General features: G+C 41.2%; 16 protein-coding genes. 7 read left to right on the top strand and 9 right to left on the bottom strand.

Features of this window, described 5'->3' with window-relative positions; all coding sequences use genetic code 11:
- The first annotated feature begins 54 nt into the window (after positions 1 to 54).
- On the top strand, positions 55 to 285 hold the full coding sequence (locus tag BMX50_RS14500; RefSeq protein ID WP_091211260.1) for a hypothetical protein: 231 nt from the start codon (positions 55 to 57) through the stop codon (positions 283 to 285).
- Positions 286 to 370: 85 nt separating this feature from the next.
- The gene (locus BMX50_RS14495; protein WP_091211259.1) at positions 371 to 859 is read left to right on the top strand and encodes a VOC family protein; all 489 of its coding nucleotides are present in this window, start codon (positions 371 to 373) and stop codon (positions 857 to 859) included.
- A 44-nt stretch (positions 860 to 903) separates the two neighbouring features.
- On the opposite strand, the gene BMX50_RS14490 is transcribed toward BMX50_RS14495, so the two are convergent.
- The 3 genes from BMX50_RS14490 to BMX50_RS14480 all read right to left on the bottom strand — a co-directional run bounded on the left by BMX50_RS14490 (position 904) and on the right by BMX50_RS14480 (position 2,210).
- Positions 904 to 1,119 (bottom strand): hypothetical protein, encoded by a 216-nt coding sequence (locus BMX50_RS14490; RefSeq protein WP_091211258.1) that lies wholly within the window; start codon positions 1,117 to 1,119, stop codon positions 904 to 906.
- A 93-nt stretch (positions 1,120 to 1,212) separates the two neighbouring features.
- Complete coding sequence (locus BMX50_RS14485; RefSeq protein WP_208864713.1) at positions 1,213 to 1,614, bottom strand: hypothetical protein; 402 nt, start codon at positions 1,612 to 1,614, stop codon at positions 1,213 to 1,215.
- Positions 1,615 to 1,634: 20 nt separating this feature from the next.
- Entirely contained in the window at positions 1,635 to 2,210 is a 576-nt protein-coding gene (locus BMX50_RS14480) for an RNA polymerase sigma factor (RefSeq protein ID WP_223818252.1), read from the bottom strand.
- Between the two features lie 235 nt (positions 2,211 to 2,445).
- On the opposite strand from BMX50_RS14480, the gene BMX50_RS14475 reads away from it, so the two are divergent.
- Together BMX50_RS14475 and BMX50_RS14470 are read left to right on the top strand one after the other, a co-directional pair.
- On the top strand, positions 2,446 to 2,925 hold the full coding sequence (locus BMX50_RS14475; RefSeq protein ID WP_091211256.1) for an Lrp/AsnC family transcriptional regulator: 480 nt from the start codon (positions 2,446 to 2,448) through the stop codon (positions 2,923 to 2,925).
- A gap of 7 nt (positions 2,926 to 2,932) precedes the next feature.
- On the top strand, positions 2,933 to 3,889 hold the full coding sequence (locus tag BMX50_RS14470) for an EamA family transporter (protein WP_091211255.1): 957 nt from the start codon (positions 2,933 to 2,935) through the stop codon (positions 3,887 to 3,889).
- A gap of 159 nt (positions 3,890 to 4,048) precedes the next feature.
- Here BMX50_RS14470 and BMX50_RS14465 read toward each other — a convergent pair whose 3' ends face one another.
- The gene (locus BMX50_RS14465) at positions 4,049 to 5,056 is read right to left on the bottom strand and encodes an ABC transporter ATP-binding protein (RefSeq protein ID WP_091211254.1); all 1,008 of its coding nucleotides are present in this window, start codon (positions 5,054 to 5,056) and stop codon (positions 4,049 to 4,051) included.
- Positions 5,057 to 5,236: 180 nt separating this feature from the next.
- Between BMX50_RS14465 and BMX50_RS14460 the strand changes: the two genes are divergently transcribed.
- On the top strand, positions 5,237 to 5,446 hold the full coding sequence (locus BMX50_RS14460; RefSeq protein ID WP_091211253.1) for a hypothetical protein: 210 nt from the start codon (positions 5,237 to 5,239) through the stop codon (positions 5,444 to 5,446).
- 134 nt (positions 5,447 to 5,580) lie between these two features.
- Here the strand turns inward: BMX50_RS14460 and BMX50_RS14455 are convergent, their stop codons facing one another.
- Complete coding sequence (locus BMX50_RS14455) at positions 5,581 to 6,372, bottom strand: ChbG/HpnK family deacetylase (RefSeq protein WP_091211252.1); 792 nt, start codon at positions 6,370 to 6,372, stop codon at positions 5,581 to 5,583.
- A gap of 305 nt (positions 6,373 to 6,677) precedes the next feature.
- Here BMX50_RS14455 and BMX50_RS14450 point away from each other — a divergent pair, with 305 nt between their 5' ends.
- A complete protein-coding gene (locus tag BMX50_RS14450) occupies positions 6,678 to 8,240 on the top strand; it encodes a PAS domain-containing protein (RefSeq protein WP_091211251.1) in 1,563 nt (520 codons plus the stop codon).
- A gap of 57 nt (positions 8,241 to 8,297) precedes the next feature.
- On the opposite strand, the gene BMX50_RS14445 is transcribed toward BMX50_RS14450, so the two are convergent.
- Both BMX50_RS14445 and BMX50_RS14440 read right to left on the bottom strand, forming a co-directional pair.
- Complete coding sequence (locus BMX50_RS14445) at positions 8,298 to 8,759, bottom strand: hypothetical protein (protein WP_091211250.1); 462 nt, start codon at positions 8,757 to 8,759, stop codon at positions 8,298 to 8,300.
- A 285-nt stretch (positions 8,760 to 9,044) separates the two neighbouring features.
- Positions 9,045 to 9,800: a hypothetical protein gene (locus BMX50_RS14440; protein WP_091211249.1), complete on the bottom strand. Its 756-nt coding sequence runs from the start codon at positions 9,798 to 9,800 to the stop codon at positions 9,045 to 9,047.
- A gap of 128 nt (positions 9,801 to 9,928) precedes the next feature.
- On the opposite strand from BMX50_RS14440, the gene BMX50_RS14435 reads away from it, so the two are divergent.
- Complete coding sequence (locus tag BMX50_RS14435; protein WP_091211248.1) at positions 9,929 to 10,177, top strand: helix-turn-helix domain-containing protein; 249 nt, start codon at positions 9,929 to 9,931, stop codon at positions 10,175 to 10,177.
- 350 nt (positions 10,178 to 10,527) lie between these two features.
- Here the strand turns inward: BMX50_RS14435 and BMX50_RS14430 are convergent, their stop codons facing one another.
- Together BMX50_RS14430 and BMX50_RS14425 are read right to left on the bottom strand one after the other, a co-directional pair.
- The gene (locus BMX50_RS14430; RefSeq protein ID WP_091211247.1) at positions 10,528 to 11,082 is read right to left on the bottom strand and encodes an RNA 2'-phosphotransferase; all 555 of its coding nucleotides are present in this window, start codon (positions 11,080 to 11,082) and stop codon (positions 10,528 to 10,530) included.
- A gap of 24 nt (positions 11,083 to 11,106) precedes the next feature.
- Positions 11,107 to 12,168: a helix-turn-helix transcriptional regulator gene (locus tag BMX50_RS14425; protein WP_091211834.1), complete on the bottom strand. Its 1,062-nt coding sequence runs from the start codon at positions 12,166 to 12,168 to the stop codon at positions 11,107 to 11,109.
- Positions 12,169 to 12,404 lie beyond the last annotated feature (236 nt).

The raw sequence follows: 12,404 nt of genomic DNA, 5'->3' as shown, positions 1-12,404 counted from the left end.
TGAATGACCTGATAACTAATCGCAATTAAAAATTTATTAAACGCCAGATGAAGTATGAGGGGTTATGTAAATATACCAGGATCGGTTGATTGTAACTGCTGCAAGGTTTGCGGTGCACGACCAATAATTGTATTGATTAAAGATATTGGATATGTGGTAAAATGCCCCGTTGATGACAGTCATTACAGGACCCATCCGGGCCTTATTGATATTAACGACTGGAACATACATAACACCAACTGCATTAACCACGCCGAGGAAAAATCGATATTCAGTTTTCATTAAATGTATTTGTGTAATTTATTTGTGCATTGCTTTAACCACAATGCGAAACCTATATCTTTAGGCATTTAAATTACCAAACCTAAATATGAAATCTTTATCAATGTTCATTAAAACAGCTAAAACGATTATCCCAATCCTTGTAATAACTGTGCTTTTACCTGTGGTTTGCAAAGCGCAAAAAGGCACCGATATTTCGCCGGTGATTGACCATATTGCCATTACCACCAGCAACCTTAAAAAAAGCACCGAATTTTATACCAAAGTATTACACCTCAAAAAGGTAGACAATCCGTTTGCCGATACCGTACACCAGTGGTACAGCCTTGGCAACAATGTAAAACTCCACGTTATCCAGGCCGAGCGCAACGAAAAACAGGTTAAAGGTGTACATCTTTGCTTTACGGTATCGTCGGTAAAAGAATTTGCAAAAACACTCGAACAAATGAATATCCCCTACTCAAACTGGAAAGGAGATAGCAAAGAGCCAACCTACCGTGCCGATGGTGTATTGCAATTATATTTCCAGGATCCGGATGGTTACTGGATTGAAATAAACAGCCCGGCTAAAAAATAAGCCGGGCCGCCAAACAATCAAAAACTAAAATTCTTGTACTTTATTTAATATTCAAGTTCCTGGCAATGGATGCCGGCTTTTTGAAGCAACGATTCAATATCACGGGGTGAAATGTCCCTGACCTCTACACGTAAAATATTATCGCAATCTTCAAGGTCAAAGTTCCACTGGGCTATGGCAGGTATTTTGGTAAATAAATTTTGCACCCGGCTCACCTGCCGTCTCTGCCGTACACTTGTTGCAAATACCAATACATCCATTGTAATGTTATTTTGAGGTAGATAAATATTAATTAAATGCTGAAAGCAGAATGCACAAAGCTTAAAGCTGATATCCTGATTGTTAATGCCTTTCTATTCAGCTTTCTTCTCTTCGTTTACAGTAGAGTTAAAATCGTCCCAGTCACGGGCAAACCTGCCATGTCCGCGGCCTTTCCACCCACACATGCGGTCTTCCCACTGGGCGCGGAATTTGTCCCGGTCTTCTGGGCTCATGTTCCTGAAACGTTCGGCCATGCGCCCACGCATCCAGGGGGCTCCCCCGCCGCCTTTGGGACCACCTTTGCCAAAGCCAAATAATATCTTGCATAAAATAAATATGCCCATGGCCTGCCAGTAAGTAATAGTTGTTACATGTAAAATATCGGGTAATAAGTTGTTCCATAGCTGCATCACTATAAAGCTAATGACAGCCAGGCAGGCAATCACCCCAAGAGGGATGAAGAAAAATCGCCTTTTATAAAAAAATGGTTTCATGTTATATAATGTCTTAATTTTTAATATTCAGTAATTTCCTGGTAAAGCTGTGCAAGCCGTTTACGTAAATGCAATACGGCATAACGCTTTCTTGACACCAGTGTATTGGTATTTAGCCCGGTACGTTTGGCAATTTCTTCAAAGGGGATATCTTCAAGCTCATGCCAAACAAATACCTGTTTTTGTTCTTCGGGCAATTCATCCAGCGCAAAAAATAACTGCTCCCAAAAAAGGTTGCGCAAATACTCAGTTTCGGGAGTGGTAGCTTCGGTAAGGAGTATGGCTTTAAAGTCCGGTGCCTCATCGTCATAATCCTCATCGTCGGCCAGCATATCATCAAGCAGGGTTTCCGTCTTTTTTTTATGCTTGTCAGTTATTTTGTTCCGGGCCACCCGGTATAGCCAGGCGCTGGTTTGTTCAATCGGTTCAGAATTAATAACAGCGCTAAACTGGTACCAAACATCCTGGAGTATATCCTCGGCATCGGCGTCGTTTTTTACCCTCCGGCGAATAAATCCCAACAGGCTTTTACCATACGACGCAATTGTTTGTATGATGTGGCTGTTTTTGTCCTGGGGCATTATCGCTGTTGTCAATTTCTTTTCCTTTTAAAGATAAAGACGATTGTGATTTAAAAACATTTTAATTTTTTTTCAAAAATTTTCACCCGATACTAAAAACCCGTTTCAAACAGCTATAGCGCTATTTATTTGACGGAACAACCAAACTTACAAAATGATGTTTAAACACTATAAATATAGATTTGTCGAATTAAATTCATTTTAATTTAAAATACTTGAATTTTATTCAATTTATACCGAATATTACTGTATGATCAACGAACCGGAAATTATTTTAGATAAAACCGACCTGCAGATTCTGAGATTGATGCAGGAAAATGCCCGTATCTCCAATGCCGACCTTGCCCGTGAACTTGGCATGGCGCCTTCAGGCATACTGGAGCGTGTAAAAAAGCTGGAACAAAAAAATGTGATCCAACAATATACCACCCGTATCAATCCAGCGGCCCTGCAGCAAAAGATGCTCGCCTTTATTTTTATGAAGGCTGCCGATGGCCCCGGAAGCGATGCCACATCAAGCGAGCTGGCCAAAATACCCGAAGTGCAGGAAGTGCACCATATAGCCGGCGACGATTGTTATTTAATAAAAGTACGCACCTATGATTCGGCGTCACTCATGAATTTAATGCGTACTCATTTCAGTAAGATACCCCATATTTTGAGCACCCGTACCACCATAGTGCTCGAAACCAAAAAAGAACAGCAACAATTGGTTATACCCGAAAAATAAATACACCATGACACCCACAACCACAAAACCAGCTTCGCCTTTATTAGTTGTTATTGCATTTGCTACCGTTTACATTGTATGGGGCTCTACCTACTTTTTCATAAAAATGGCGGTAGCAGGCTTTCCGCCGCTGCTATTAGGAGCACTGCGTTTTTTTACGGCCGGTTTGCTGCTGATGGTGTGGTGCGCGATTAAGGGTGAAAAGATTTTTGTGAAACAAAACATAGTACATGCGGCAGTAAGTGGTTTCCTGTTGCTGGTAATAGGTAACGGTGCCGTAATATGGGCCGAACAAACCTTGCCAAGTGCCATGGTGGCTATCATGGTAACCTCGCCGCCAATATGGTTTGTGCTGCTTGATAAACCAAACTGGGGCACCAACTTTAAAAGTAAAAGCACTATTGCAGGGCTCGTTATTGGCTTTATAGGCGTGATACTATTATTCCGAGATCAGATTGCAGATGTATTGGGGTCATCGGCAGGGGCATCAAAGTTACCCGGAATGTTATTGCTTTTATTTGGCACGCTGGGCTGGGCTTCGGGTTCATTATATTCAAAACACTATAATACTAAAGGTTCGGTATCGGTTAATACAGCATGGCAAATGCTTGCCGCCGGAATGTTTTTCCTGCCTTCAAGCTTCTTAAACAACGAGATGGGCAAAGTTCAATGGAACGCTATTCCATTACACAGCTGGTATGCCTTAGGATATCTAATCGTGTTTGGTTCGATAGCTGCATTTAGCGCCTATGTTTGGCTTTTGCAGGTGAGGCCTGCAACCCAGGTTGGCACCTATGCCTATGTTAACCCGGTAATAGCTGTTTTGCTTGGAGTGATTTTTGCGGGAGAGCGTGTAACGTTAATACAAGTTGTGGGCCTGGTTGTGATATTGAGCAGCGTGTTGCTCATTAATCTATCAAAATACAGGAAAGCGAAAACAGGAGAATTAGCGGTAGCGAAGTGACGACAATTACTGGAACGAAAAAAAGTAAAAACCATGTCATTGCGAGCGATAGAGTGGCAATCGCATACTATACAGAGCGGCTTAGCTTCCGTGCGATTACTTTGTCGTTCCTCCTCAATGACATTTTTATTAAAAATCCCAAAGAGATAAAAATACTAATCAACTCTCCCACTTCCCAAACTCAAAATATTTACCGATGCTAATGCCTACCTTACTGCCAACCGGATATTTACGCCTGTCGTAATTGAGCGCACGTAGGGTTAAACCGTCTTTTTCCACAATAAGTTCCTCAAAAAAACCTTTGAACAATACCATTTTCACCAGCCACTTATTGCCAATACTGCTTATTTTAATGTGCTCTGCATAAACTATTATAACGCTGCGCTTACTTTTTATGCCGCAATTTTTTGCCTGGGCGGATGTTAGCCGCGTACAACTGGCCAGTATTTGCGCCGTGTACATCAATTTAGGTGAATGATATAATTGTTCGGGACTGCCATTTTCTACTATTTCGCCTTCTTTAAGTACAATCAATTCATCGGCCATAGAAAGGATTTCGGCAGGATCATGGGATACCAATACAACGGTTACTTTCCACTCCTTTACAATATACCTGATGTCGTGCTGTAAACCTTCGCGATAAGTGGCGTCTACCTGGTTAAAGGGTTCATCAAGCAATAAAACTTCGGGACGGCTTATCAGCGCTTTAGCAATTGTTACCCGCTGTTTTTCACCTCCGCTAAGTTTGCCAAAAGGCATTTCCCTTAGCGGGTAGATATTTAAAAGGTTTAATGCTTCGGTAACCCGGTGTATAGCCTGACTTTGATCTTCGGCCGGCAAACCTTCGAAAATGGTGTCCCATACGGAGATACGCGGGTCAAGATCTGTATCGTGCTGGGGCACCATTCGCATTACCTTGTGCGCATGTTGTAAACCCTTTTGCCTGCTTAATACCTGCTCTCCCTTAAAAAACACTTCGCCATGGTCGGGCTCCAGCGTACCGTATAATAGATTTAGCAATGTTGTTTTCCCGCTGCCGCTTTCACCAACAATGGCCGTAACCTTTCCTTTCGGAATAAAGATAGTAACGTTATTAACCCCCGAAGATTTATCTCCAAAAAAGTTTTTGGTAACCGATATGGTTTCCAGTATCAGATCATCTTGCATCTACGGTAATTAATTTTCAGAATGTTAGTAAAAACCCAGGACAATAGTACACCGCCCCGGATTCAGGCATCTAATCTAAAGAAAAGTTGAACGCAAAAAAACTTTATGTCCCGCCCTAATGACAATTGAAAACAAATAGCCTGCAAAAGTTATTCCTCTAAATAACCAAATCATTAGGCCATGAATAAAACTATAGGAATTTTATTGATTGTGATAGGTGCAGCCATGCTCATCTGGACAGGTTTTACTTATACAAAAAAAGAAAAGATCATTGATGCCGGCCCCATACAGGTATCGGCCGAAAGGGAAAAAACCATTAACTGGCCCCCCTACCTTGGCGGCCTATTTGTTATTGGCGGTATAGTTATAATTGCTACATCAAAAAAATAGCCATTTTATTTATTATCTAAAGGTTTAAGTACGCTAATGTCGGTACCTGCAAGTAATTGCTGATAATTAATGAGTTGAAACTTTTTGCCAATCATCGCTGCAAATTCCGGCGACAACAGGGCGTTAAGTTCTGTTTAGCGGTGCACGCTGGTAAGCGGTTTACCATCTTTTGAATTCATCATGTTACTGTTCATATCAACCAGTACATCCATTTCGGGATTTGGGGTAGCGGTATGCAGTACCATCAAGTTAGGTTTATCGGGATTCAGATTGTTGACATACGCCAAAAACGCTTTCTTTTTTGTAGCGATGGGTTCGCCCCACATTTCTTTATAGGTCTCGCCAAAATAAGTTACGCTGCTTAGGGTTGATATGGCCAGTTTGTATTTACGGGCCAGTTTTTCGGTTAGCGCCCGTAACTCTGGTGTAGATAACATAATGCCCATATGCGGATCAATGTAAGTTATTTTTAACCCCGATTCCTGCGCCCTTTCAATCTGCGCCGATAATTCGGTTTCAATTTCACTCAGCTTATACCCGCTTTTGGCAAATGCCCGGGTTGATTGCGGAAAATATCCGTTTGAATCAACCAGGCTCGGAACAGCGGTACGACCGGCTACCGGCCCCCAGCGATAATTTTTCCATTCGGATGTTAAAGTGAGATGAACGCCTACTGTAACATTAGGATACTGCTTCAATATTTCAACGGCTTCCTGATACCACGGGCATGCAAACTGTACCGAAGCAGAAAGCGGCATACCCGTTTGTGCAGCTTTAAGCATAGCCATATTTACCGAGTGGTTCATCCCTATATCGTCCAGTCTGATGAGTAAACGGGGAAGCTTGTTACCGGCTTGCTGAGCCGATGCGTCCGTGATAAAAACACCACCTATAAGAATAAAAGCTAATATGAGTATCCTTTTCATAATTTTACACGATTAAAAAGAGCATTAAATGTCGGGTAAGCAGGAAAAAAAAGAAACAATTCAATACTTAAATATCTCATTATGAACATTCATAGCAAAAACTTAATTAAACATTACATCACATTGTTACATAATGCCCCGGCAGTCCGTACAACCTATATGTTTATTTAGTATTTTAGACAACCGACGGTACTACATCCTATGCCTTGTTTTTTGCAATACATTATTCCTGAATTGTACTTTGCGCGCCCAAATCAGCAACCAGATGCCAGCATGGTAAATATGGAGGGAGTAACAAAAAACTGATGAAGATCTGGCAAGCCTACAAAACTACCATTATTAAAAATTGCTCTGGAACTTCAGCTCAATTACATGGTCTTCCTTATTGGAGCAACAGGCTGTTTGCTACCATGATGCTGTATTTGTTCCCGTTGTTCCTTTTTGCATTGGTGCCTGGCGTTTACATGAGTATTGTAAGTAATCTGTACCAGCTTGCATTTTTCGACATATTTATAGTTATCAGCATAGCTGCATCTGCCCTATTACCCGGGTTAAGCATAAATGTTCGTAAAGGGTGGTTTATCGGGCTACTGTATACACTGGCAATTGGCTTGCTCTATTACCTTGGCTGGTTTGGCCCCGGCCTGGTTTACCTGTTAGCCATTACCTTGTTCTGCCTGCTGATTTTTCATGGCGAACACGCCTTTTTTACCGTTTATGTTAATACTGCTGTTTGTATTTCGGTAGGAATTTGCGTTCATTTTCATTTATTAAGAAGCGGCATCGGCTTGCAATATACATTGGGGTCATGGATAGCCGTATCCGTAAATCTGGTGATTTTGTGTGCTGTAATGGCTATACTGCTCCCCATGTTGTTTAATGGCCTGCAACAAAGCAATAACCGGTATGAAACAGTCGCCCGCGCTACAACCGATACTATTTGGGATTGGGACATAGCCCATGATTCCATTTCATACAACTACGGTATGCGCGAAATATTTGGGCATCCGTTAAATGAGGTTAAAAACGTAAATAAATGGCTTAAAACCAAACTCCATGCTGCGGATCTCGGGTTAATTAACGAACAAATAAACCAGGCCTTAAAAAAAGGCGATACCCTCCTTCAGTTAAGCTATCGCTTTTTATGTGCCGATGGCAAATACAAACATGTACTTGACCGGGCCTTTATTGTAAGGGATCCCACTACGGGCGTACCTGTAAAAGTTATTGGAGCCATGCAGGACATTACCCGTCAAAAAGAGGAAGAACAATGGCTCAGACTTACCGAATCGGCATTGCGATACGCTACGGATGCTGTAGTAATAGTTGAGGCTGAGCCCGACAACATGCACCAGCGAAAAATTGTATATGTAAATGAGGCTTTTACATATATAACAGGGTACAGCCAATGGGAAGTTACAGATACATTTACCAATATTTTGTGGGGTGCTAACAACCAACTGCCTGATACAGGTGAAATGATTGATACCTTTGAGCAAAACGGCCCTTTTGAAGTTGAAGTTATTAATTATAAAAAGAACGGCGAACGCTACTGGAGCAGTAAATCAGTATCGCCGGTTAAAGATAATACCGGTAAAACAACGCATTGGATTTCGATTGAGCGGGATGTTACCCAATTAAAAGATCATGTAAGTGCAGTTGAAAAGCAAAATATACAGCTAAAGGAAATTGCCTGGACCCAGGCACATATTGTACGCGCTCCCGTTGCCCGCGTCATGGGCCTTACCAACCTGCTGGGCGACCACCTTAACCACAACCCTGATGCTGCCGAGCTGGTAAGCTTCATCAACATCTCGGCCCTTGAGCTTGATAACATCGTAAGAGAGATTATCAAAAAATCAGAGTAGGTGAAAGGTGAAAACTTACGAAGTTTGAAAAACTTCGTAAGTTTTACAACATCCTTATTACGCCGAAACCAGGTCGGGATTGTGGTTTACCTGGCTTATAGTAAGGGCCTGCTGAATATTAAGCCCGGCACCCTGCTGATCCGACATCCATTTCTGAATGAGGGCATTCAGGGTGTTTAGCTGGCTGGCGTATGCATCAGGATTGGCACCTTTAAGCTTTGCTAAATAGCCCACAGCATCGGCTATTTTTTGCTCGTCGGTTTTGCCATCTTCCTGTACAGCCCAATTCAAATCGGTAACCACTTTAGGCAGCCATAATTTAATACCATTCACAATTACTGCCGATGCGGGCACCAGGGTTTCGAGCGTAGTTTCCAGAAATTGCCCGGCCTGACTTGCTTCGAGATTTTTAATTGTGTTGGCAACTTTGTCGGCCACGGTGATAATTTCATGAACAGCGCCCGAAGCGTTGTGGAACAGGGATTTTACATGGTCCCAAAGGTTTGATAAAAAAGACATAGGTTGTAATTTAAGGTTTATATAATTTGATGTTGATTAGTTCGCACAGTTATTCCGCAACAAGCCTTCGCATCGGTTAAGAAAACCACAAATTGATGTTACGGTAAGTTTACTTTAATTGGAGAAGATAAAATTGAGGATAAAAATCCCCGGTTAACATAGTGTTTATACGCTTTCGAAATACGGGTTTTACGTTATTTACTGATATCAGCGCCATTATCAATACTTTATGGGCTGGCTATGCGATTTTCTACGCCTCGTTTATAACGTCAATATACACTTTACCTACCTATAGGTAAATCCTGATAAGTTACCATAAATGTCCCTCTCATACCATTCACCTTTTATGTAGTAATATACATTTTGGCTAAAGTGCATAGAAGGATATGTCCCGCTTATGTATTTCTTGCTTTCGTTATTGGTTTTAGCATTATAAACCGTAAAGTTTTGCGATATGCTTTTTAGCGAATCATAAAAGATGTGCCGGTTAACATCAAAATTTAAAACAAGAGCTGTATCTCTTTTAAAATCGTCTCCTGTATTATGTTTTGATGACCGTTCGTCATGGATCTTAATTTTCACTTTACCGCCCTGATGCCGGCTATCAAAAAAAGCTAAACTCACATTGTAAATGCTATGCACATCAACCATATTGGCAGTATCAACCGGTTTGCTGAAATCAATAAAATTCTCTTCAAAAAACGATGTGATATGCATTGATTGGTACAACTTTTTGGTATCGATACTTAAAATCAAAGTATGTAATAGCTCCATGCCAACACCTGCGCGTACAGCATAAACAACCTTTATAAAATGCTTGTTTAACCGCTTTGCGGATTTTATGTAGTTAACATCGCTCACATTTATCACATTCTTCAGGTACAGTATTTTCAAAATCCCGTGGGAGTCGATTGGCTTTACTTTGATCTCGCCGCGTGTACCATCAAACGACTCGACTTTAAATACCTGCGCCCGCACTTTTGTCGCATTATTTATCAGCGCTGCACATAGCAGCACAGGTATTAAAATTCGTTTGATCATTGTGAAAGGTTTTTCGAACTAAACTACTAAAAAACAGCCTATCCATCATTTTCATTTTCAGAATTTAACAAAATCCAATTTGATAAAAATTTCGTAATTTGATATAATTTATATTATTATGAAATATAATGAAAAAAGCAAACATACCCTATGCAGAGCTTAAGGATAAGCTTAAACTAATAACAAATAATATCAGAAAGCTACGGGAAAACAGAAATTACTCGCAGGAGTATATGGCAGCAAGGCTTCATATTTCTCAAAATACGTACAGTAAACTTGAGCTTGGTTATACAGCCTTAACGCTTGAACGGCTGATATTAATTGCAGATATTTTCGGGGTTAGGGTGATAAGTCTTGTAAACATCACTGAAGGATAGCCAAAACCGGGTAGTGTTTTGCAGCAGGCCCCGCTTTGATTACAAGACCTGCTATGTTAACGATAAAACTTTAGGAACGGTTAACGGATTTCAGCATCCGCCTTTGCTCGGCTCTTTTACTTAACCAACATTTTACAAATGCGTTAATCATAATGCCCATGATACAGCAGGCAACCAATACGTAAATAATCAGGATGTGTTTTGGCATTTCAGTTTATAATTTCCTAAATGTAACGGGTTTGGTACATAAGCTGCAAGCGTTTTCAAAAATAAAGTTTCGACTTATCGGGTACAAAAGTCAATTTCTTGATTTCGGAATTCGGATGTTCGATTTCGGATTTATCTTGAGATTAAGAGGAATGTCTTCCGATAAAACCTGCCGGTACAAAATCAGTAAGCCACACGTTGTTCGCAGACAGATAGAATCTGTGACCTTGCAGATGCATCGCCCCTGCCGCAACGGTTAATATAACAGGTTTGCCATGACGTTGGCCAACTTTAACTGCTGTATCAAGATCGCTGCTCAGATGCACATGCTGCCGGCTCCGCTTTTCAAGTCCGGATTGTAAAATTGCATCAACCGACTGGCTCCCGGTTCCATGATACAATACATCCGGTGGCATTTGTGGTTCATATCCTAACTCAACATCAACAGAATGCCCCTGGCTGGCGCGGATTTTCTTCCCGGTATCATCAAACGCGAAACGTTTTTTTGTATTAGTTTCAACTATATGGTTCAGTACGTCCGGGGTTATATTTTTACCATGTGCCTGTGCTTTTCGTAGCAGCTCATCAACTGTTACCCAGCCTTGTTCATCAAGTTTGATATCAATTGTTTCGGGCTGATGACGCAATACAAGGCTTAAAAATTTACTTAAGGCAGTCGTTTCCTTTTCGCTTATCATAATAGCACTAAAATAAATTTTATATCATGAATTCAACAAACTGCTCAAATTCTTTCCATGCGGAATCGGGCTATCACCAGTATAGTGCTCCAATGATTTCCGGTACAGGTCTTTCATTTGCTTAACCAATATCCGCGGCCCAAGCACTTTTAACTTTGGCCCGAAGCCAAGCAGCTCGCGTTCCAGCTCAAAATTCATGACCACTTTTATGCTGAATATTGTCCCGTCTACGGTAACCTTCAGTATCTTTTGCGTGTGATGCAAGGGCTTAGTGATAACGTAAGGTGCATTTTTATCATCTATCCAAAAAGTCACCTCAACATCACGCTGCCCTGCCGACTTAGTTACGCCCAACACATCATTGTAATACGTAGCGAGGTTAACCTGCGTATTTTCAATATACTTATCAGCGTGTACTTCAACAGTCTGGATCCTGTCGAGCGCCAGTGTAAGCAATTGTTTAGTCCCTAAATTCTTTACTCCCAGCACAAACCAGCGGTTACGATATTCTTTTAATAAATAAGCGCTGAAACAAAATGTACTGGCCTCTCTTGCCTTAAATGATTGATAGGTAATACTCAGCGTATTTTTAGCCACAATAGCCTTGCGGATGATCTCTATCCACTCCAAACCCTTTAGGTTATCATTTTTTTCAAAATCTACTACTGGTACGCTATGTGTTTTCTGGCTGTAGATCTTGTCTTCGAGTTTGGTTACCATTTCGTTGAGATCGGCAAAATGACCGAGGCCTTTAAACTGACCAAGCAGCCCGGCCACTTCGCTGAGCACCTGCATATCCTGATTGTTGAGGGGAATATTATTGATACTGTAATTCTTATCCGAATAGGTATAATACTTTTTATCGATCACTACAATGGGCGCTTCGTAACCCAGCTTATTACTGCGCATCATTTCAATATCGGCCTGTACGGTACGGCGGCTAACTCCACTGTCTATTCCCTGGTACTCGTACAAAGCTTCGGAGCAGGCTTCAATCAGGTGGTCAAGTGTCCATTGTTTGCGGCGGTTTTGCAAGCAGCTGTCAATGGTTCGGTAACGGATAAGGGCGTTGCGGTTTACAGGCATATTTTGATTTCGGATGTTTATCACCCGTCATTGCGAGGTACGAAGCAATCGCGAACTGTACAGACACGCCTGCATAGCGGCTCTGCCTATTGGGGATTGCTTCGTACTTCGCAATGACGGAGCAATTAATATCCATTTTTTTATAATATTATAAAATTATTTTTCACTACGCAAATACATTGCGCAGTTGCAATTTTACTTTGTATCATTAAATAATAAAAGCAGCTAATCAAGAA

The organism is Mucilaginibacter gossypiicola (genome assembly GCF_900110105.1).
In the GTDB taxonomy this organism is placed as follows: Bacteria; Bacteroidota; Bacteroidia; order Sphingobacteriales; family Sphingobacteriaceae; genus Mucilaginibacter; species Mucilaginibacter gossypiicola.
Note: the sequence above shows the minus strand (reverse complement) of the source record. Positions and strands in the feature narration are given on the sequence as shown.

Bases quoted from the DNA above. Each gene is read 5' to 3' on its own strand.
- BMX50_RS14500 (WP_091211260.1), top strand. From the start codon at position 55: ATGAGGGGTTATGTAAATATACCAGGATCGGTTGATTGTAACTGCTGC.
- BMX50_RS14495 (WP_091211259.1), top strand. From the start codon at position 371: ATGAAATCTTTATCAATGTTCATTAAAACAGCTAAAACGATTATCCCA.
- BMX50_RS14490 (WP_091211258.1), bottom strand. From the start codon at position 1,119: ATGGATGTATTGGTATTTGCAACAAGTGTACGGCAGAGACGGCAGGTG.
- BMX50_RS14485 (WP_208864713.1), bottom strand. From the start codon at position 1,614: ATGAAACCATTTTTTTATAAAAGGCGATTTTTCTTCATCCCTCTTGGG.
- BMX50_RS14475 (WP_091211256.1), top strand. From the start codon at position 2,446: ATGATCAACGAACCGGAAATTATTTTAGATAAAACCGACCTGCAGATT.
- BMX50_RS14470 (WP_091211255.1), top strand. From the start codon at position 2,933: ATGACACCCACAACCACAAAACCAGCTTCGCCTTTATTAGTTGTTATT.
- BMX50_RS14465 (WP_091211254.1), bottom strand. From the start codon at position 5,056: ATGCAAGATGATCTGATACTGGAAACCATATCGGTTACCAAAAACTTT.
- BMX50_RS14460 (WP_091211253.1), top strand. From the start codon at position 5,237: ATGAATAAAACTATAGGAATTTTATTGATTGTGATAGGTGCAGCCATG.
- BMX50_RS14455 (WP_091211252.1), bottom strand. From the start codon at position 6,372: ATGAAAAGGATACTCATATTAGCTTTTATTCTTATAGGTGGTGTTTTT.
- BMX50_RS14450 (WP_091211251.1), top strand. From the start codon at position 6,678: ATGAAGATCTGGCAAGCCTACAAAACTACCATTATTAAAAATTGCTCT.
- BMX50_RS14445 (WP_091211250.1), bottom strand. From the start codon at position 8,759: ATGTCTTTTTTATCAAACCTTTGGGACCATGTAAAATCCCTGTTCCAC.
- BMX50_RS14440 (WP_091211249.1), bottom strand. From the start codon at position 9,800: ATGATCAAACGAATTTTAATACCTGTGCTGCTATGTGCAGCGCTGATA.
- BMX50_RS14435 (WP_091211248.1), top strand. From the start codon at position 9,929: ATGAAAAAAGCAAACATACCCTATGCAGAGCTTAAGGATAAGCTTAAA.
- BMX50_RS14430 (WP_091211247.1), bottom strand. From the start codon at position 11,082: ATGATAAGCGAAAAGGAAACGACTGCCTTAAGTAAATTTTTAAGCCTT.
- BMX50_RS14425 (WP_091211834.1), bottom strand. From the start codon at position 12,168: ATGCCTGTAAACCGCAACGCCCTTATCCGTTACCGAACCATTGACAGC.